This is a genomic window from Ohessyouella blattaphilus (genome assembly GCF_024721265.1).
Lineage (GTDB): Bacteria > Bacillota > Clostridia > Lachnospirales > Lachnospiraceae > Aequitasia > Aequitasia blattaphilus_A.
Window position 1 is genome coordinate 82,674 of record NZ_JAMXOC010000006.1, and the last position, 19,013, is coordinate 101,686.

Annotated in this window: 18 protein-coding genes and 1 tRNA gene; 5 read left to right on the forward strand and 14 right to left on the reverse strand. The window is 43.7% G+C overall.

Annotated elements, in window-relative coordinates:
* Positions 1-10 precede the first annotated feature (10 nt).
* The 7 genes from NHH16_RS06095 to NHH16_RS06125 all read right to left on the reverse strand — a co-directional run bounded on the left by NHH16_RS06095 (position 11) and on the right by NHH16_RS06125 (position 5,333).
* Positions 11-1,162, reverse strand: coding sequence for a double-cubane-cluster-containing anaerobic reductase (locus NHH16_RS06095; RefSeq protein WP_262068704.1), 1,152 nt, complete (start codon positions 1,160-1,162; stop codon positions 11-13).
* A 119-nt stretch (positions 1,163-1,281) separates the two neighbouring features.
* Positions 1,282-2,058: a glutamate racemase gene (gene murI, locus NHH16_RS06100; protein WP_262068705.1), complete on the reverse strand. Its 777-nt coding sequence runs from the start codon at positions 2,056-2,058 to the stop codon at positions 1,282-1,284.
* 121 nt (positions 2,059-2,179) lie between these two features.
* Positions 2,180-3,238, reverse strand: coding sequence for an ACR3 family arsenite efflux transporter (arsB, locus tag NHH16_RS06105; protein WP_262068706.1), 1,059 nt, complete (start codon positions 3,236-3,238; stop codon positions 2,180-2,182).
* A gap of 67 nt (positions 3,239-3,305) precedes the next feature.
* The gene (locus tag NHH16_RS06110) at positions 3,306-3,587 is read right to left on the reverse strand and encodes a thioredoxin family protein (RefSeq protein ID WP_465223422.1); all 282 of its coding nucleotides are present in this window, start codon (positions 3,585-3,587) and stop codon (positions 3,306-3,308) included.
* Positions 3,588-3,640: 53 nt separating this feature from the next.
* On the reverse strand, positions 3,641-4,651 hold the full coding sequence (locus tag NHH16_RS06115; protein WP_262068708.1) for a permease: 1,011 nt from the start codon (positions 4,649-4,651) through the stop codon (positions 3,641-3,643).
* A gap of 65 nt (positions 4,652-4,716) precedes the next feature.
* Positions 4,717-5,019 (reverse strand): ArsR/SmtB family transcription factor, encoded by a 303-nt coding sequence (locus NHH16_RS06120; RefSeq protein WP_262068709.1) that lies wholly within the window; start codon positions 5,017-5,019, stop codon positions 4,717-4,719.
* Between the two features lie 239 nt (positions 5,020-5,258).
* A tRNA-Pro gene (locus NHH16_RS06125) sits at positions 5,259-5,333 on the reverse strand.
* 79 nt (positions 5,334-5,412) lie between these two features.
* On the opposite strand from NHH16_RS06125, the gene dapB reads away from it, so the two are divergent.
* The 3 genes from dapB to NHH16_RS06140 are packed head-to-tail and all read left to right on the forward strand — an operon-like array spanning position 5,413 to position 7,410.
* Positions 5,413-6,225 (forward strand): 4-hydroxy-tetrahydrodipicolinate reductase, encoded by an 813-nt coding sequence (gene dapB, locus NHH16_RS06130; protein ID WP_262068710.1) that lies wholly within the window; start codon positions 5,413-5,415, stop codon positions 6,223-6,225.
* Positions 6,218-6,733, forward strand: a complete 516-nt coding sequence (locus NHH16_RS06135; protein WP_262068711.1) for a folate family ECF transporter S component — start codon at positions 6,218-6,220, stop codon at positions 6,731-6,733. The genes dapB and NHH16_RS06135 overlap by 8 nt, the downstream gene beginning before the upstream one ends.
* Positions 6,730-7,410, forward strand: coding sequence for a Crp/Fnr family transcriptional regulator (locus NHH16_RS06140; RefSeq protein WP_262068712.1), 681 nt, complete (start codon positions 6,730-6,732; stop codon positions 7,408-7,410). Before NHH16_RS06135 ends, NHH16_RS06140 begins: the two co-directional genes overlap by 4 nt.
* A gap of 67 nt (positions 7,411-7,477) precedes the next feature.
* On the opposite strand, the gene trxA is transcribed toward NHH16_RS06140, so the two are convergent.
* Positions 7,478-7,786: a thioredoxin gene (gene trxA / locus NHH16_RS06145; protein ID WP_262068713.1), complete on the reverse strand. Its 309-nt coding sequence runs from the start codon at positions 7,784-7,786 to the stop codon at positions 7,478-7,480.
* A 92-nt stretch (positions 7,787-7,878) separates the two neighbouring features.
* Positions 7,879-8,895, reverse strand: coding sequence for a glycosyltransferase family 2 protein (locus NHH16_RS06150; protein WP_262068714.1), 1,017 nt, complete (start codon positions 8,893-8,895; stop codon positions 7,879-7,881).
* Between the two features lie 147 nt (positions 8,896-9,042).
* Between NHH16_RS06150 and NHH16_RS06155 the strand changes: the two genes are divergently transcribed.
* The gene (locus NHH16_RS06155; protein ID WP_262068715.1) at positions 9,043-10,266 is read left to right on the forward strand and encodes a 6-phosphofructokinase; all 1,224 of its coding nucleotides are present in this window, start codon (positions 9,043-9,045) and stop codon (positions 10,264-10,266) included.
* A 181-nt stretch (positions 10,267-10,447) separates the two neighbouring features.
* Here NHH16_RS06155 and NHH16_RS06160 read toward each other — a convergent pair whose 3' ends face one another.
* From NHH16_RS06160 to glpK, 4 genes are all read right to left on the reverse strand, one after another.
* Complete coding sequence (locus NHH16_RS06160; protein ID WP_262068716.1) at positions 10,448-12,178, reverse strand: Ig-like domain-containing protein; 1,731 nt, start codon at positions 12,176-12,178, stop codon at positions 10,448-10,450.
* Positions 12,163-13,593, reverse strand: a complete 1,431-nt coding sequence (locus tag NHH16_RS06165; protein ID WP_262068717.1) for a tetratricopeptide repeat protein — start codon at positions 13,591-13,593, stop codon at positions 12,163-12,165. Before NHH16_RS06165 ends, NHH16_RS06160 begins: the two co-directional genes overlap by 16 nt.
* 146 nt (positions 13,594-13,739) lie before the next feature.
* Entirely contained in the window at positions 13,740-15,002 is a 1,263-nt protein-coding gene (locus NHH16_RS06170) for a 6-phosphofructokinase (RefSeq protein WP_262068718.1), read from the reverse strand.
* Positions 15,003-15,035: 33 nt separating this feature from the next.
* Positions 15,036-16,529, reverse strand: coding sequence for a glycerol kinase GlpK (glpK, locus tag NHH16_RS06175; RefSeq protein ID WP_262068719.1), 1,494 nt, complete (start codon positions 16,527-16,529; stop codon positions 15,036-15,038).
* Between the two features lie 96 nt (positions 16,530-16,625).
* Here glpK and NHH16_RS06180 point away from each other — a divergent pair, with 96 nt between their 5' ends.
* Positions 16,626-17,513, forward strand: a complete 888-nt coding sequence (locus NHH16_RS06180; RefSeq protein WP_262068720.1) for a fructose bisphosphate aldolase — start codon at positions 16,626-16,628, stop codon at positions 17,511-17,513.
* Here NHH16_RS06180 and NHH16_RS06185 read toward each other — a convergent pair.
* Entirely contained in the window at positions 17,492-18,841 is a 1,350-nt protein-coding gene (locus NHH16_RS06185) for an MATE family efflux transporter (protein ID WP_262068721.1), read from the reverse strand. The two genes, NHH16_RS06180 and NHH16_RS06185, sit on opposite strands and share 22 nt — an antisense overlap.
* Positions 18,842-19,013: the final 172 nt, after the last annotated feature.

Sequence of the window (19,013 nt, forward strand, 5' to 3'; positions counted from 1 at the left end):
CTCCAGTTACCTATAGCATCTCAATAAAGGCTGAAAGACGGGTATCTAATTGCCCCACATCCGCTGATGAATAATCTGTCTCCACGCTGATATAAGGAATATTTTTTTCGTTTTTAACAAAATCTCTAACCTTACCACTCTCGACATTATATGTATGACAGGCTTGTAGAATCACCTCAACCACTCCCTCGACCTGATACTCATCAATCAAACGACCAAGTAATTCGTAACGATGCGGATTAGGCGTCATTACCGAACAGCCAATCTCAAGATAGCGTTTTGCTAGCGCTAAATATACATCTTCTTCCTCTTCATCTACTAACTTATCAATCGCCTTTGCTCCGGTACAATTCTCATACGTAACCACTACGGCGCCTCTATCTTCAATAATCTTGATGACCTTTTCCGTGGCGCCACCGATTGGGCAACCAGTAATCAGAATCCGTGGTTTGCTCTTTCGTTCATTCCCTTTTGCTTCATCATCTTTTATCTGCTGGACCACTTCATCAATCTCCGCCGGTATCTTGGCGCGGTCAAATTTGAAGGTGCTACCATATAAAACTTTAAATAAATCATGGCCACTAATCGGCGTAGGATCACTCCGCATGACTTCATATAAACCGCGAAGGGCTCTTCTCGCCGCATTATTCGTCTTAATTGCGTCTCTAATGGCATCTTCTGTAATCTCTCTATTGAACATCTTTTCCAAATATTCTTTAAAGCGAATCATTTCCTCGCGAAAGAGCTTAAGTCCCATCTCCGACTGACGATTCGGAAGCTCCATCACATACACCGGCTTAAAATCTGCCATGTATTCATACATCTTTTTCTTTCCGTCGCAAGTAGTCTCACCAACGACAAGGTCAGAAAAATAAAAATAGGGACACTTGTCCGTCTCACCAAACCCATAGCTTGACTTAATCAAAGGACAGAGATTCTTTGGTAATGTCTTCTCCGCAGCGGCTACTGTTTCATCGGAAGTGGAGCAAAGACTAACTGTGGCTGCTCCCATTGCCATCACGATTTCTTGAGGGAAATACGTACAGTAAACCCCGATTACCGGAACCCCTTGATCTTTCAGCTCTTTTACTGCCAAAAAAGAATTCTTCCTTTGTTCGGCAAACTCCTCAAATACTTCTGGTAAATCTTTCACTAATTCCATTTTATTCTTCTCCTTTTACCAACATGATACCTTCATACTAACACCCTGTTTCTTTACAAGTAAAATCGGAAGAATCTATGATTGCACCTACCTATCAAGATTATCTATCTACTACTACATTATTCAATTGTCGCCATCTCCGCCAGACGCTCGAGATACCCTGCTAAGCGTTGCAATTCTGCGGGCGAAGTAACCTCTTTTCCCGAAAAATAATACGTAGTGGTTTGCTCTCTTTCTTTCCCTTCCTTTATCGTTAGCGCCCGTATAAGCTGTTTAATGGTTCCTTCATTGCCGTCAACGAAATGAATCCCCGGCGGCATAATATCTCGCAGAACATCCTTAAACAGATTAAAGTGAGTACATCCAAGGACTAACGAGCCGTACGCCGATAGGTCTAGACTGGCAAACTCTGTCCGCAAATACTCTCGTGCTCCTTCGCCATACTCACACCGCTCAGCAAAAGTAACTAACTTAGGAAGCGGCATCAAGTCGACTTGATGCTGCTTATCTACCCGTTCAATTAAGCCCTTCATCTTTTGGCCAACCACGGTAATTGGCGTCGCAATCGTCAAGACCTTATGTTCTCCGTATAGGTCAATAGCCTTTTTTACTGCCGGCTCCATGCCAATAATCGGAAAATCGTACTTCTCTCGCATTATTTTTATCGCTGCGGAAGTTGCTGTATTACATGCCACCACCACCGCCTGGGCCCCTTTATCTGCAAGAAACCGAATGGCGCGGTCGGTATATTCTATTATCTCTTCTTTTGACTTTGTTCCGTAAGGCACGTTCTCTTCATCAGCATAATAAAGAAATTCTGCCTGGGGAATCATCTTCATGGCACAGTAAAGAACCGATAAGCCACCGATTCCCGAATCAAAAAAACCAAGTTTCATCTGCAATCCTCCTCCAAAAGTAAAGTGTATCAGAAAAGGAAAGGGCTAGCAACTCGCACGTATACTTTGCGATGTGCTAGCCCGTATATTTTTACCGAAGGGACCTCTCCAAGTCGTAAAATCATTGCATGCGTTCTTGTGGAAACCATCCTTTTGTTTTATTAGCAATTCTAACAAGGGTTAGCATAACAGGAACCTCAACCAGTACACCAACGATTGTTGCAAGTGCTACTGGACTTTGTGTTCCGAAAAGCGCAATAGCAACCGCCACTGATAATTCAAAGAAATTTGATGCCCCAATCATTCCTGCAGGAGCAGCAATAGAAAACGGTAGTTTTAATACTTTACACGTCATGTAAGCGATAAAGAAAATCAGAAATGTTTGAATGATTAACGGTATTGCAATCAATATAATGTGTAAAGGATTTTGCAAAATAACATTGCCTTGAAAAGAGAAAATTATAATAAGTGTCAGTAAAAGCCCGGCAACCGTTATGTTACTGAACTTTGGAATAAACTGATTTTGAAAGTAGTCTAAGCCGCGTTTTTTCACCAAAACTATCCGGGTGATAACTCCCGCCGCAAGTGGAATAACCACGAATAAAACAACGGACAATATCAGTGTATCCCACGGAATAGAAACACCGCTAATACCAAGTAGGAACTTCACAATCGGCACGAAGGCAACTAATATTATCAGGTCATTTGTAGCAACTTGAACGACGGTATATGCTGGATCGCCTTTTGTTAAGTGACTCCATACAAAGACCATTGCCGTACAAGGAGCTGCCCCAAGCAAAACTGCACCTGCAAGGTAATCTTTTGCCAAATCCGCAGGAATTAGGGCATTAAAAACGATATAAAAGAAGAAGTAGGCAATGCCAAACATGGTAAACGGCTTAATAAGCCAGTTCGTAATCCACGTGACAAATAAGCCTTTTGGATTTTTCCCTACGTTCTTTACACTTTGAAAATCTACTTTTAACATCATCGGATATATCATTACCCATATCAAGACGGCAAGTGGGATAGAGACATTTGCATATTCAAATCTACCTAAAAATGCTGGAACAGACGGTAAAAATTTTCCAATCAGCACCCCTATTGCCATACAGAGTATTACCCATATCGTCAAATACCTCTCAAAAAAACCAATCCCGGCAGACTTACTCTTTACCATGTAATTTAACCTCCATTTCATAAATTCGCGTAGTCGCACAATGGCACTAGCATTGTGCGACTACGTCTTATTTGTTGCTTTGTAATAGCTTTACGACTTCGCCCGCTTTTAATACTTTTCCATACGACAGAACCTTGTCGTTATATACAAGGGCCGGTGTAGTCATAACACCATAGGCTGCAATTTCCGCAAAATCTGTAACGTGGTCAATTGGTATATCCATTCCGAGCTGTTCAAGTGCACTCTTTGTGTTAGCTTCAAGTTCATTGCATTTTTTACAACCGGAACCAAGTATTTTGATTGTTGCTTGTTCTTTCTTTCCCAATAACGTCATAATAATATCCTCCATTCATATGTTTGAAACCTAATAGAACTTTCATCTCTACTCTTTGTCACTTCCTCTTAAAACAGGAACTGAAGCGCATTAAACAGATAGCCAATAATGATAATACCCGCTGTGCAAATTCCGATAAATAGCGCTAGTAGCTTCGGTTTTACCGCTTTACTTAGCATAATCATTGATGGTAGCGACAGCGTTGTGACACCCATCATAAAGGATAGAACAGTACCAAGACCCACCCCTTTTGCATACAGGGCTTCAGCAATCGGAATAGTCCCAAATATATCCGCATACATAGGTATACCAATAACGCTAGCAATAACGACCGAAAATGGATTGCCGTCACCAAGAACCGCTTGAATAAAACTAGCAGGGATAACATTGTGTATCAATGCACCAACCCCAACACCGATAAAAATATATGGAGCAACCTTTTTTACCGTATCAAGTAATTGGTCTTTAGCAAAAACCACCCTATCTTGTCGTGATAAATCTGGTGAACTAGTATCGATGTTGCCAGCAGTCTTTACAAAATCCTGTACATACTTCTCCATATGCATTTTTTCAATAAAGGTTCCGCCGATTATTGCTAGTATTAAACCTACTACAACATAGGCAACAGCGATCGGCGCACCGAAAATACTCATAAGCAAAACCAAAGAGCCAAGATCAACCATTGGCGACGAAATCAAAAATGAAAATGTTACACCAAGCGGCAACCCTGCACTCGTAAAGCCTATAAATAGTGGTATTGACGAACAAGAGCAAAAAGGCGTCACCGTTCCAAGTAATGCCGCAACTGTATTCGCGCCAATGCCGTGGAATCGCCCAAGTATTTGCTTGCTACGCTCTGGCGGGAAATAGCTTTGAATATACGATATTCCAAAAATCAAAACGGAGAGTAATACAAAAATCTTTATAGTGTCATAAATGAAAAACTGAATACCGCCCCCTAGCCAACCAGATAGATCAAGTCCTAGTGCAGATAATCCCATTCCAATAGCATCATTCAACCATCTCATTCCCAATATTTGGCTTTGAAAAAAATCCCAAACTGCCTTTATTACTTGCATAAATTTTCCCTCCCTATTTATATATCGACACATCTAAATTCGTCGATATGATGTTTAAAAAATAACTAGCATTTTGATGCCGAAGCGTCCGGATTTAGCGTTGTTATAGCGTCCAGAACTTCCTTTGCGTACTCCACTCCCCTCGGATCAAATGAATAATGAGACCATTTTCCCTCTTTCCGCGCTTGCACAATCCCGCTGTCGCATAAAATCTTCATATGGTGCGATAAAGTGGGTTGTCCTATCTCTAGTTCCGCCAACAAGTGACATGCACATTTTTCACCGTTCTGCAATAAACCTAGGACCTTTAAACGATTAGGGTCACACAACGCTTTGAAAATCCTTGCATGTTTTTCATTTTCAGTCATTTGGTTTCAACTCCTTTGCTAATGATGATTGTATTATATGCCTCATATCGGTAATTGTCAATATGTTTTTTCATAGGCTAATGCCCTTCATTCTACGACGTGCTGCGGCACTCGAAACACTTTGTGTTCCTCGTTCGCGGGCTAGCGCCCTATAGAAAGAGAGAAATGAACCCGTGATTGTGCAAGCACATCACGGGTTCATTTCTCTCTTTCTGCACGTCTTATAGCTTACGCGTAAGTCGGGGTAACAGGATTCGAACCTGCGACCTCACGGCCCCCAGCCGTGCGCTCTAACCAAACTGAGCCATACCCCGCTAAAAGCTATTATATTGAAAGTTAGATGGAAATGCAACAACTTTTCGTGTAAGATGTGAAGAAAAGGAGGGTGTACTTGTGAAAACTATTATAATTGGACCAAATGGTCAGATGGGGAGATATATTACCGCTTGTGTTAAACAAACGGATGGCCTTATACCTTACGCAGGTGTAGGCCGAAAAGGTGCAGCCTATATCGGTAAGGATTTGGGGACTGTGGCTATGCTAGGCGAAACCATAGGGGTGCCTGTTGTGGACAATCTTGAAGACGTTATCGAGAACGCCGATGTAATTATTGACTTTTCAACTAGGGAAACCTCTCTTGAAGTGCTTGCTCTGGCTGTAAAATATAAAACACCCTTAGTCTGTGGCACGACTGGCTTTAGTGAATGCGAGAAAGAGAAGTTCTACCAAGCGGCAATGACTATTCCTCTCCTCTACGCGGCTAACACTTCGAAATTAGTTAACATTATGAAAGAGCTTTTGAGAGTGGTTACCGAAACCCTAAAAGAGGAAACGGATATTGAAATTGTCGAGATGCATGACCGTAATAAAAAGGATGCCCCTAGCGGCACTGCCAAGGATTTAGGTGAAGTGATTGCCGGCGCTCTTAAAAAGGAGCTAAACGATATTGCTCGTTACGAAAAGGAAGGAATTTCACCTAGAGAAGAGGGCTCTCTGCGTTTTCACAGTATGCGTATGGGCAATGTTGCTAGCAGCCACAGCGTCTACTTCGGTTGCCTTGGTGAGCGCTTGGAAATCACTCATCACGCCTATAGTTTCGAATGCTTCGCCAGAGGTGCCTGCGACTGCGCCCTTTTCCTAAAGGGCAAAAATCCTGGCTACTATACGATTGCGGATGCCTTACAACTGGGAAGTACCGATGTCTAAGCGCCGTGATAATATCAAAAAACTTGTAACCTTAGGGATTTTAAGCGGCATGGAGATTATTCTTTCTCGCTTCTTTTCCATTGCCGCTTGGAATCTTAAAATTGGCTTGAGTTTTCTTCCTGTGACTGCTGCCGCTGTTATTTACGGTCCTCTTTACGCTGGCTTAGTAGGTGCCTTCGGCGATTTAATCGGCGCTCTCCTATTTCCTATCGGGGCTTATTTCCCCGGCTTTACGCTGACAGCCTTCTTAACTGGCTGGGTCTTTGGCCTCTTGCTCGCCAAGCGCCAAACCTTACCACGCATTATCGGAGCTGTACTGGTTAATCAACTACTGCTCAGTCTCCTTCTGAATAGCTTTTGGATATCTATCTTGTATGGCTCGCCGTATTTGGCTTTATTACAGACGCGAATCATCCAGTGTTTGATTATGATACCGGTACAGATTGTTCTCATCGCTTCGATGAACAAGCTAATCAAAATATACAAACAGAAAGGACGTCTATCATGATTACCGAGAACGAAACCAAACAATTGAAAGACCATTTACCTTTTTGGAATCATCTAAGTGCCGCTGAAAAAGACTTAATACTAGAAACGGCCGTTTTATACAACCACGAAAAAGGGACCCTTATACACGGTCCCTATTACGAATGCATCGGACTTATCTACGTCCAAAAAGGCACCCTGCGAGTATATATTCTCTCCGAAGACGGCCGAGAGGTTACTCTCTTTCGCATTCAAGAAGGCGAAGCAACCGTAATGGGAGCTGGCTGTGTACTTCACGATATCTCTTATGACGTCTATATCGAAGCTGCTACCGACTGCGAACTTATCCAAGTAAATAACGCCGCTTTCGCTAAAATTCTCGCCGAAAACATCTATGTAGAAGCCTTCAGCTACAAGATGTCCACCGCGTCACTAGCAGATGCGATGTGGACCTTACAGCAAGTACTTTTTCTAAGCTTTGACAAGCGCCTCGCCATCTTCCTTCTTGATGAAGCAAACGCTACCGGAACCACCACTATCAAAATGACGCAAGAAGAAATCGCCAAGCTTACCGGCAGCGCCAGGGAGGTAGTCTCGCGCATGCTTAACTACTTCGCCTCTGAAGGCTACGTAGAACTAGGCCGCGGAGTGGTTCATCTAGTAAATAAAGGTGCACTTAAAGAATTGGTGATGGATTAGCGTATAAATAAAACTGTAACCAAAAAAGAGGTCTGCCCCAGCTTTCGGAGCAAACCTCTTGTGTTTTTTATTTTAACATATCCAAAATAGCATCTTTCGACTTCGCACCAACTTCGCGCTTAGCTGCTTTACCGTCCTTAAATACAATCATGGTCGGAATCGACATTACCCGATACTCTTTTGCTAGTTCCGGTTGCTCATCTACGTTTACCTTGCAAATCTTCGCATCCGTCACTTCTTCACCTAGTTCGTCTAAAATAGGACCTACCATCTGACAAGGACCACACCAAGTTGCCCAAAAGTCTACTAAGACTGGTTTGTCGAATTTAAGTACCTCTGCTTCAAAATTATCTTTTGTTAAATGTAATACTGCCATAATATTTACCCCTTTCTGGTGATGTAATTACTGCTTACTATGAATACAATTATAGCACTTCTTTGTGTTCTATCTGTGATAAGGTCACACTCCTAATTAAACCCGATAATTCGGCGAACCACACTGTACACCATACTGGATATACGCCGTCCCGATTTCCCTGGGATATTCATCGTTTCCCCAAGGATTCCATGACGAATCCTAAAGTAGGTTTTCCGGTCCTTACGGCGCAAGTACTTCCATAATTCTCTCTTTTTCTTTAAATTTTCCTCTTTCTTTGAACGAATACATAGAATCGAAGACACCGTCATCATTATCGCCAAATAATTAAGCATGTATTTCCGTAGCTTTCGCGGAGTAATATCTTTTAATTCATACATTTTTATCATCGTCTTCGTAACGTATAATTGCTGATCTATGCGGCCGATCATCACCTTCTCATTTACGCTCTGGTCTTCCCTACCAATAAAGTAACGGTAAAAGTCAGTATCCACGTAATAAATACTCTTAACGTGAGGTAATGGCATATAGACGTAGATATTATCTACATAAAAGGTATGTTTTGGCAGTTCCAAGTGAATGTCCTTAAGCAACTGGGTCCGATACATGACTGAATGCATCAAAATGTACTGATCCAGATGAAAAAGACCAATTTCATCCCAGGTAAACACTTCATCTCTTGGCAGGACATTGCGGTAATGCATAACCTTTTTATTTACCATTCCCACCTTTTCGTACACGTAGTTAGAGACAATCATATCCACAATGTCATCGCGGGCAATTAGTTCCTTGATCATATTTAGTAGGCGTAGAAGGGAATCCTCATTGACCCAGTCATCGCTGTCTACCACTTTATAATACAGACCTGTAGCCTGTTCAAGGCCAGTGTTAACTGCAGAGCCATGTCCACCGTTTTCCTTATCTACCACTTTAATAATCTCAGGGTGTTTTTCTGCATATTCGTGGGCAATACGCGAGGTCTCATCGACGGAACCATCATTTACAATGATAATCTCTACATCCTTACCGCCCGGTAAAATACTCTCGATTGCCTTCTCCATGTAATCCATTGAATTGTAACAAGGAACGGCAAATGATATTAATTTCATAAAAACTCCTCTTTATTCAAATTATGCTCTCTTTCACAGTACGATTATAAGGTATTTCCCGTAAAAATGCCATTGTTTGTTTCCAAACTACCCTTTTTCTGATATAGTATCATGTAGTAATTATTAGGATTTAGGAGGAGGAAAGAAATGGCAAAAAATATGATTATTGGTCAATCAGGCGGTCCTACCGCGGTAATTAATTCCAGCTTATACGGTGCGGTTAAGCAAGCCCTTAAGCGGAATGATAAGATTGACAAAGTGTATGGAATGGTAAATGGTGTGGAAGGGCTAAAGGACGGAAACTATATAGATTTAACAGCCCTAGCTGATACAACGGAACTAGAACTTCTTCGTACTACCCCAGGCGCATATCTCGGTTCTTGTCGCTTTAAGCTTCCAGAAAGCTTAGAGGATGAAGTCTATCCATTACTGTTCAAGCGCTTCGAAGAGTTAAATATCGGTTACTTCTTCTATATCGGCGGTAATGATTCTATGGATAGCGTTAGTAAGCTCTCTCGCTATGCCGAGCAAATAAATAGCGACGTTCGCTTTATCGGTATTCCTAAGACCGTTGATAACGACTTAGTAAACACCGACCACACTCCTGGCTTTGGTAGCGCCGCTAAATACGTAGCTACTGTTGTTCGTGAAATCAGCATTGATGCTTCTGTTTACGATAACAAAACGTCTGTAACCATTGTCGAAATCATGGGACGTCACGCTGGTTGGTTAACGGCCGCTAGCGCGCTAGCAAGAAGAGAACTTGGTGATAATCCTGTGCTTATCTATCTTCCCGAAGCCGCCTTTGATCAAGATGCCTTCGTTGAAAAGGTGAAAGAAGCACTAAAAACCACCTCTAACTTAGTCATCTGTATCTCGGAAGGAATTAACGATGGCAAAGGCACCTTTATCTGTGAACTTGGAAGCGCTGTTAGTACTGATGCGTTCGGTCACAAAATGCTAGCTGGCTCTGGAAAATACTTAGAAAACCTACTAAAGGATAAGCTTGGTATTAAAGTACGCTCCATCGAGCTTAACGTTCCTCAAAGATGTGCCAGTGCTCACCTTTCTGAAACCGACGTTCGTGAAGCTGCTGGCGCTGGTGCCTATGGCGTTAATGCCGCTCTCGAGGGAGAAACCGGTAAAATGATCGCCTTCCGCAGAGAAAGTGACACTCCCTACGTGATTACTTACGGCGTAGAAGACGTTAACTTAATTTGTAACGAAGAAAAAGGCGTTCCCGCTGATTGGATTATCAATGATGGTTCTGATGTTAGTGAAGAATTCATTAGCTATGCTAAGCCTTTGGTTCAAGGCGACGTGGTAATTCCTAAAGATGAAGGTCTACCGATGTTTGCCTATCGGAAGTAATAAATATTTATCTTCAAATAGTTCATAAAACGTTCATTTAAAAAACATTTTTATGTAACAGATGGGTGGTAGAATTTGTTTAAGTTAGAAAAAAGAAATTCAATTTACGAAATTATCGTTTTACTAGCTTGAAACTTTTTCATATAATGCCGAGTGCACTTTGCACTCGGCATCCTCCCATTTAGGGAGCTTTTTTTCGTAATAGAAACCACAGTCCACCTGCTAAAAGGGGGATTAGTAATAGCACTAGCTGGCGTTCTTGTTCCGGTTCTGCCTCTGTCGTAGATACCGATTCAGAGGCAGCTTTTTTTACGTCTGCTTTTGGTTTCGTGCTAGGCTTTCCTAGAATCCTTGTAATCAATGAGGGTTTCTCGGTAATCGCAAAATGCACCTTTGTTTCGGCTTCATTTCCGGCATAATCGATAGCCTTTGCAAGCAGTTCATATTCGCCTACCTCTTCAACCACCATTTCTCCCATATTCCCTAAAGGCAACGAACTACCATTTAAATAGATCTCCGTAAGCACATCCGGAGCGCCTACACTTACCGAAAAGCTTCCTTGCTCTTGATACTCGCCTTCATCTTCCACCCCAGTTATCACAATCATCGGGGCTGTATTATCAATGACGAAGCGAGCCGAGACGAACGCCATATTGCCGCCCGCATCCGTCGCCCGCACTTCAAAGTAATGCCGCCCTTCTTCGCGTTCCACCTGTGATTGTCGGTACAAATGCCCGTCAAAAAACATATCATAAGTATACGAGGTGAAGTCCTCGATAAAATCCTTGCCTTCGTAAGCAAAGCTAAACTGCTGAAAATAGCTCCCTTCCATTTCCTCTACTTTGCTAATTACCGGATTCTCGCTATCGATGGTGAATCTAAGTCTTTCCTCCGCCACATTTCCCGCCTGATCCGTTCCTCTAAGCTTTATCTGGTAATGTCCATCTGTATTAAAGCGCTTACTATAGCCTTCCGTAAAGTACCCTTCTTCTCTCATCACCTCAGTGGTCGGACTTTCCTTTTCAATACTGATTGTGGCCTCCTCCAAAATATTTTCCTCAGTAACGTAACACTTAAAGTTCACTTCCCCTGCCGTAATCTGACCGTCAGCAATATTTTCAATTACAAACTGCGGCTTATTTCTATCTAAATACAGATAAGTACTAATAACACTACTATTGCCCGCACGGTCGTAGCCTTTTACCGTTAAGAGCACGCCCGCTCCGCCTAGGGACTCCTTTTGAATCGTCAGCTCATCTCTTGGCTCTAGAGTACTTCCGAATAGCTCACCGTCCAGATAATAATCCATGCCTGCAAAGCCACTGCCCTCCTCGTAAGCTGACACTTGTACCTGAATACTCTCTTGGTACCAGCCACCAAGCTTCTCTTCATTCAAAAATACTAGGCTAGGTGCTTTACTATCGATAAATACTTCCCACCGACCGTAGGTATCCGCTACCGGCTCTCCTTGATAGAAGGTCCAGATCTCAATCACATTCTCGCCTTCCCTTAGATATTCAGAAAGCGATACCTCGCCAAGTTCACCAAGGCTCCCTTCGGTAATCATGTTTCCCGTTATCCGGTAGCTGGTTTCACTATGAGGACACTCGTGACTAAGCCATACTTCTGGTACGCTTAGGAAATAGCCGTAATTGCCATTCGCGGTATCCATGCGGAAATGATAGGGAACTAATTCCGGCTCTTCCGGTTCTTCCGGCTCTTCTGGCTCCTCTGGTTCTTCAGGCTCCTCCGGTTCTTCGGGTTCTTCTGGCTCCTGTATACCTCCTGGTTCCTCTCCTTCTATCGGTGCTATCATCTCTCCTGACTCTGCTAGCGTCACTTTTTCACAGGTGACAAATAATAAGGCAACTGCTAGTAGCAAGCTAAGCCCTCTTCCTAATCTTCGTAACATAGCTTTCCTCCTTCTTCCTTTATTCCGTTTTCTTTCATGACCTTTTTAAATTCACTGTCCTTTAGAAGAGCCGGCAGATTACTCACCTGGTCACTAGCAATCTGTAATACCTGTTCACTTCTGCCCTCATCTTCACCCACATACTTAACCAAAAGACTTGGTAGCTCCGCATTCTGGGGGAATAACTCACACGCTTTCGTAAGCAAATCAATCGCTTCTCTAGCATCCTCACACTCCCTAAGGAGCACCGCTCGGTGGCGATACGCTTCTAGGGGAAGCGCCTCTTGACTAGTTTCAAATAATTCATCTAGGCATTCTAAGGCCCGTTCCTTCTCTTCTTCTCTGGCATAGGCTCCTGCCAGATTAAGAAGCAGTTCCTCGCTTCTTGTTGTGGCTGACTCTGCTACTTCGATTAACCGTTTTCTACTAGTTGGCGTATCAAGCCTCGCCCATGTACGAATGAGGGTATCGTCAAAAGATAGCTCTTCTTCTAGCGGGTAGTTGGTAAGCGCTAGCTCCAAAATCTCCTCCATTTCCTTCGGGGGAATACTTTTTTCACCCGATAAAAACGTAGCAATATCTTCATAGTACTTAGCCGGCTCGTAGAAGCTGAAGAGCTCACCAAAGACTTCCCCCGCTTTCCGATAATTCTGAAGCTCACTCAAATAGAGCATCCCTGTATGAAAGCGCAGGCGGATCTCTTCCTCTACAGCTTCGTTTGTTACCGCTTTCTCGGTAACCTTTTCTTTCGGTTTTTTCGCAGGTGCCTGTTCTTTTACCGTTTCTTTCTGCCCGCTACCGGCAAAGGTTTTTACACCTAAAACGGACACCACAATAACGACGAGGATTACGAGGACAGCTCGACTTTTTGAGGGTTTGGGGCTTCTTTCTTTAAAAACTACCTTTAGGGATTTTCGCTGAGTAAACTTAAATTTCTGACACTGACTGATGAGATGTTTTAGATAAATTTCTTCCTTTTTCGAAAGCGCCTTCTCTGGCTGAAGACTGGCCAGTAGATAGAGGATGGTCATCCCCAGGCTGTAGTAATCACTGTCGTGATCGGGATAAAACTTCTCTTCTCCTGGGTAAAACTGCTCTTTAAAAGACCGACGCTCCATGCGTGTTCGCTGGGGGCGGCTACTTGGCACTTCTAAGTCAAGAAGGCGCAGTTCCTCCTTCTCGGTAACCACAATACTTAAGGGGGAAATAAAATTGTAGGCCTTGACTCCACTTTTGTGGTACGCCTCCACCATGGCAAAGAGGGTGGCAATCCAAGTAAATAGTTGTTCCTTCGGTATCTGTGGATGAAATTTTACCCACGAAAAAAGCATGGTTCCCGTAACTAGATCGGAACCAACGTGACAAGAGTCGCCGTGGGAAACTAAGCGTAATACTTCATAACCTTCATTATTCAAATGTCTATGGGGATTCGTATATGCAAACAGAACTGTTTTAGATGTTCTTTAATGATAAAGGATAGCTTGTAATAATTCAAGCAGAACTTTCCTCACACCACCAAAAACGACAGGCCTTTTTACGGCCTGTCGCTATACTTACACAATTATTTTTTGGTCTTTCTTCTCGTTCTCAACTCTTCTGGTTGATATAGATGTCTAGGAATTCCGTCTACCATTACCGGTGATACGTCTCCTTGGATTAACGGTTTCACATAAGAAACGAAATCATTAGTTACGTACGTTCCTTCTTTATTTACCCATTTACGCGGAACTAATTTCTCGTCATTGGCGATTTTATGCACGTCTTTCACTTCTGTACCGCATTGATACGGATCATCCGATAGGCGCTGAAGCACTACCATCTTGCCAGTATCCCCTTCATCTGCTGCCTTTACAGCTGCTCCGCCAACTTGGTAAGCTTCCAAAATATCCACCCGCGAAGCTGCATGAGAAGCGGAACGCTGGAGCGTACTTAGCTCAATCGCTCGCGTTTTGCAACCGAATTCACCAGCTACGTAATTGGCTAAGAAAGCTGCTGTTCCTGAAAGTTGCTTATGACCAAAGGCATCCACAAAGTCGGTGGTGCTTCCCAGGGAGCAGACATACTCGCCGTTATCTAGCTTAATCCCTTCCGACACCGCTACCACCACGGAGTTCTTCTCTTCTAGTAAGTCTTTGATGCGTGCGCAAAAGGCCTTCATATCGAAGGGAATCTCCGGTAAGTAGATCAAATCAGGACCTTCACAGTCCTCGCCCTTTGAAAGGGCAACTGCACCGGTAAGCCAGCCCGCATTACGTCCCATAATCTCCACAATGGTAACTAGCCCTTTACTGTATTCAAGGCAAAAACTATCGCGAATAATCTCTTTCATAGACGTACCGATATACTTAGCGGCACTACCAAAGCCTGGCGTATGGTCAGTTAAAGCCAAATCATTATCAATCGTCTTCGGACAACCGATAAATCTAGTTGGGTGTCCGGTCACGATTGCATAGTCTGATAACTTTTTAATCGTATCCATGGAGTCATTTCCACCGATGTAGATAAACGCTTCAATTTCTAACTTATCAAGAACCTCAAAGATTTTCTCATACACGCTCTTATCTTCGAATATCTCTGGTAATTTAAACCGGCAAGAACCTAAGAAAGCTGCTGGTGTGCGCTTTAGAAGCTCAATATCAAGCTCCGTCTTAATGTGATCGGACAAATCGATGTAACGCTCTTCTAGAAGGCCTTGCACCCCGTAAATCATCCCAAATACTTTCTTTGCTCCACGATCAATCGCCGTGCGGTAAACACCGGCTAATGATGAATTAATTGCTGCTGTTGGGCCACCCGATTGGCCAACGATAACGTTCTTTCTCATAAAGTTTCCTCTCTTTCAAGCACATTTTATTAATTATATAATATCTTCGGCCCATCCACAAGCGTACTTTACTGCTTTGTGCCACTCTTTTATTCCTTTTTCCCGGCGTTCACTGGTCATGGCTGGCTCAAAGCTACGATCGAGAGCCACATTTTTCCTAATTTCTTCCTGATCCTTCCAAAATCCTGTCGCCAAACCCGCTAAATACGCTGCTCCAAGCGCTGTCGTTTCTACACACTTCGGACGATGGACAGGTGCGTTAATAATATCCGCTTGGAATTGCAAGATAAAATTATTGGCACTAGCCCCGCCATCTACTTTCAAAAACTTAAGTGGCGTATTGGACTCTTGCTCCATTACTTTTAAGACATCATACACCTGATAACCGATGGATTCAAGGGTTGCCCGGACTACATGATTGTTATTGACCCCTCGCGTAATTCCCAGGATAGTGCCTCTGGCATACTGGTCCCAGTACGGTGCTCCCAGCCCGGTAAACGCTGGCACCACATAGCAGCCGCTGGTATCCTCCACCTGATTAGCCATCGTTTCTGACTGAGCGGCGTCCTTGACTAGATGCATTTCATCCCGTAGCCACTGAATACTGGCACCTGCTACAAAAATCGAGCCCTCCAAGGCATAGTTCACTTTACCATCTAGTCCCCAAGCGATTGTGGTTAGAAGGCCGTTCTTTGACTCTACGGGCACCTCACCCGTATTCATCAACAGGAAGCAACCCGTTCCATAGGTATTCTTCGCCTCTCCTGGGGAAAAGCAAGTTTGCCCAAAAAGAGCCGCCTGCTGGTCTCCTGCCGCACCGGTGATGGGAATGTGCTCCCCAAAGTAAGAGGCTTCACCAAAATGTCCACTGCTAGGTTTCACTTCTGGCAAAATGCTACGAGGGATATCCAGTAAATCAAGGATTTCCTGATCCCACTCTAAGGTGTGAATATTAAAGAGCATAGTTCTTGAAGCATTTGAATAATCGGTAGCATGAACCTTCCTTTTCGTCAGTTTCCAGATTAGCCAACTTTCCACGGTGCCAAAAAGCACTTCCCCCCGGTCAGCCTTCTCCCGAACTCCTTCTACATTATCTAATATCCACTTGATTTTCGTAGCTGAAAAGTAAGCGTCGATAATAAGTCCGGTCTTCTGGCGAATCATTTCCGTATACCCCTCTTCCTTCAACCAGTCGCAGTACTTCGAGGTCCTGCGGCACTGCCAAACGATAGCATTATAGACCGGTTTTCCCGTATTCTTATCCCACATCACCACCGTTTCTCGCTGGTTGGTAATCCCGATCGCCTCAATATCGCAGGGGTCTAACTGGATTCGCACTAACGCTTCCATCCCCACCCCTACCTGAGTAGACCAGATTTCTGCCGGATCGTGCTCAACCCAGCCAGGTTGCGGGAAATATTGCGTAAATTCCTTTTGGGCAACGCTCTTGATTTCGCCCTTTTTATCAAAAATAATGCATCTATTACTGGTGGTGCCGGCATCTAAAGCCATAATGTATTTTCCCATCACATACTCCTTTCCAAACCGATATTGTTATTATACACAATTTTTTCGTGCTATACTATACAGATAACGAGCTATACTTTGAAAGGAGAAATAAAGATGAACGAAAAGCAACTAGAACGAATGGAACATGGTCCCGGCTTCATTGCCGCTCTTGACCAAAGCGGCGGCAGTACCCCAAAGGCCCTTGCCGGTTATGGTATCGATGGCACAGCCTACCAAACGGAAGATGAAATGTTTGACCTCATTCATCAAATGCGTACTCGCATCATTAAAAGTCCGGCTTTTACTTCGGAACACATCTTAGGTGCCATTCTTTTTGAAATGACGATGAACCGGAAGATTGACGACCTGTATACAGCGGACTATCTCTGGGAAAAGAAAGGCATTGTTCCGTTCTTAAAGGTAGACCAAGGTTTGGCTGATCTTGAAAACGGCGTGCAGCTAATGAAACCGCTAACTAAGCTAGACGACCTACTTAAGACCGCTAACGAGCGTCATATCTTTGGCACGAAAATGCGCTCCGTAATTAAAGAAGCGAACCCTGAAGGGATTAAAAACCTTATCGCTCAGCAATTTGAGGTAGGAAAAAGAATCGCTGCTGCCGGTCTCGTTCCCATACTAGAGCCGGAAGTAGATATTCACGCTCCGGAAAAAGAACGCTGCGAAGAACTGCTCTTAGCGGCTTGCTGGGAAGAGCTCAAGGGACTTGATGCCACAACGAAAATAATGTTTAAGCTTACCATTCCCAGCCAAGATAATTACTATCAGGTGCTGATGGACGATCCTCACGTGGTCCGGGTAGTGGCCCTCTCTGGTGGCTATTCACGAACAGAAGCGGATGTAAAATTAGCCCGGAACACAGGACTCATCGCCAGCTTCTCTAGAGCCTTATTAAACGATTTGAAAGTGAGCGAAACTGATGACGAATTCGATCACACGCTAGCAGAGGCCATTAAGGAAATCTATGACGCCTCTATTTCTTGAAAAGGTTGCCCAAGTCTCCATAAAAACAAAAAGCATAAAATAATCGAAGCCAACGTCGAAGCCGGCGCGGCAAACCCAATTTCAAACAAGCTACCACCTGGTATCCTACTAAAGAGAAATGCTAAAGGAATTCTCAGTAAAAAGGTGGTTAACAAGCTGTGAAGTAGACTAAACCAAGCTTTCCCGCAGCTATTAAAGTAACCGTTCATGCAAAATACAAAACTAACCATCAAAATATCAATAATATACGATTTTAGATACGTGGCGGCCAAGGAGATAACCTGGGCATCACCAGTCAATATTCCCGTTAAGGTCGCCCCAAAAAACTGACAATAGAGGGTAATGATTACCGCTGGCACAAGGGCCAACATAATCCCTGTCCACAGTGCCTTTTTTGCGCGCTTTTTCTGACCAGCACCAATATTCTGAGCCGATGCCGTCCCCACCGCTGTGCCCATCGCGGTCGCTGGCACAAAGAGGAAGGTAATCAGCTTTTCTACCACACCAACTGCCGCTGATGCCGTTACCCCCATTTGGTTAATAATGGCCGTAATGAACAAAAACGACAGGCTGACTAAGACGTTCTGAACAGCTACTGGACCACCGACCCGAACAATCCGGAGGATTTGATCTTTGTCAAACCGGATATCCTTTTTCTCAAAAGCAAAGCCTAAGCCCTTTTTCTTTAAAAAGATAAGGGCAAAGAAAAAGCTTCCCGCCTGCGCCGTCGTAGTAGCAATAGCCGCACCACTGGCGCCCATACCTACGTATTTCACAAGCACCACATCTAAGACCACGTTGATGAGGCAAGCCACCAAAATAAAAATAAACGGCGTCCGTGAATCTCCCATCCCCGTTAAGATGCTATTAATAACGTTATAACCAACGATAAAGACAATTCCCAGACTGCAATAAAGCAAATAGCCCTTCGTGGCCGGAAGCGCTTCCGCTGGCGTTTGCATCAAAGTGGCAAGCACACCGTGAAGGGCTAGGTAAATAATCGTTAAAACGGCGGCAATCACACCAAATAGTATAATGGAAGAGCCCACCGTACGGCTCAAGCGCCGATTGTTGCCACCACCACAGTATAGACCAATCAGCATAGTAATTCCTGTGGCTAAGCCGATCACTAGCTGAGTCACAATCGTCATAAGCTGACTACCGATTGTAACCGCCGAAACGTCGATGGTCGTCGCGTAATGTCCCACCACGAATAAATCCACGGCGCCATATAAGTTTTGTACCAAAATACCCAGCATAAACGGACCCGAAAAGGCGATCATTGCTTTCCCGATACTGCCAGATAAAAAGGTTGCTTCTTTCTTCATTGCACTCTCCTCCAATAAAAAAGGATAAGGAATCGGCCAAAGCCTCAACACCTTATCCAGTACGTCCAATAACATACCCTCCGCATGTAAAAGAGATTCTAGCATACCACTTTTTTTATGTCAATCTAATCTCTGAAATCTAATCTCTGAAATATTGCGATTTCATGCTATA

Excerpts from the sequence above, each read along its gene's own strand:
- NHH16_RS06095 (WP_262068704.1), bottom strand. The coding sequence starts at position 1,162 with ATGGAATTAGTGAAAGATTTACCAGAAGTATTTGAGGAGTTTGCCGAA.
- murI (WP_262068705.1), bottom strand. The coding sequence starts at position 2,058 with ATGAAACTTGGTTTTTTTGATTCGGGAATCGGTGGCTTATCGGTTCTT.
- arsB (WP_262068706.1), bottom strand. The coding sequence starts at position 3,238 with ATGGTAAAGAGTAAGTCTGCCGGGATTGGTTTTTTTGAGAGGTATTTG.
- NHH16_RS06110 (WP_465223422.1), bottom strand. The coding sequence starts at position 3,587 with ATGGAGGATATTATTATGACGTTATTGGGAAAGAAAGAACAAGCAACA.
- NHH16_RS06115 (WP_262068708.1), bottom strand. The coding sequence starts at position 4,651 with ATGCAAGTAATAAAGGCAGTTTGGGATTTTTTTCAAAGCCAAATATTG.
- NHH16_RS06120 (WP_262068709.1), bottom strand. The coding sequence starts at position 5,019 with ATGACTGAAAATGAAAAACATGCAAGGATTTTCAAAGCGTTGTGTGAC.
- NHH16_RS06135 (WP_262068711.1), top strand. The coding sequence starts at position 6,218 with ATGTCTAAGCGCCGTGATAATATCAAAAAACTTGTAACCTTAGGGATT.
- NHH16_RS06140 (WP_262068712.1), top strand. The coding sequence starts at position 6,730 with ATGATTACCGAGAACGAAACCAAACAATTGAAAGACCATTTACCTTTT.
- trxA (WP_262068713.1), bottom strand. The coding sequence starts at position 7,786 with ATGGCAGTATTACATTTAACAAAAGATAATTTTGAAGCAGAGGTACTT.
- NHH16_RS06150 (WP_262068714.1), bottom strand. The coding sequence starts at position 8,895 with ATGAAATTAATATCATTTGCCGTTCCTTGTTACAATTCAATGGATTAC.
- NHH16_RS06155 (WP_262068715.1), top strand. The coding sequence starts at position 9,043 with ATGGCAAAAAATATGATTATTGGTCAATCAGGCGGTCCTACCGCGGTA.
- NHH16_RS06160 (WP_262068716.1), bottom strand. The coding sequence starts at position 12,178 with ATGTTACGAAGATTAGGAAGAGGGCTTAGCTTGCTACTAGCAGTTGCC.
- NHH16_RS06170 (WP_262068718.1), bottom strand. The coding sequence starts at position 15,002 with ATGAGAAAGAACGTTATCGTTGGCCAATCGGGTGGCCCAACAGCAGCA.
- glpK (WP_262068719.1), bottom strand. The coding sequence starts at position 16,529 with ATGGGAAAATACATTATGGCTTTAGATGCCGGCACCACCAGTAATAGA.
- NHH16_RS06180 (WP_262068720.1), top strand. The coding sequence starts at position 16,626 with ATGAACGAAAAGCAACTAGAACGAATGGAACATGGTCCCGGCTTCATT.
- NHH16_RS06185 (WP_262068721.1), bottom strand. The coding sequence starts at position 18,841 with ATGAAGAAAGAAGCAACCTTTTTATCTGGCAGTATCGGGAAAGCAATG.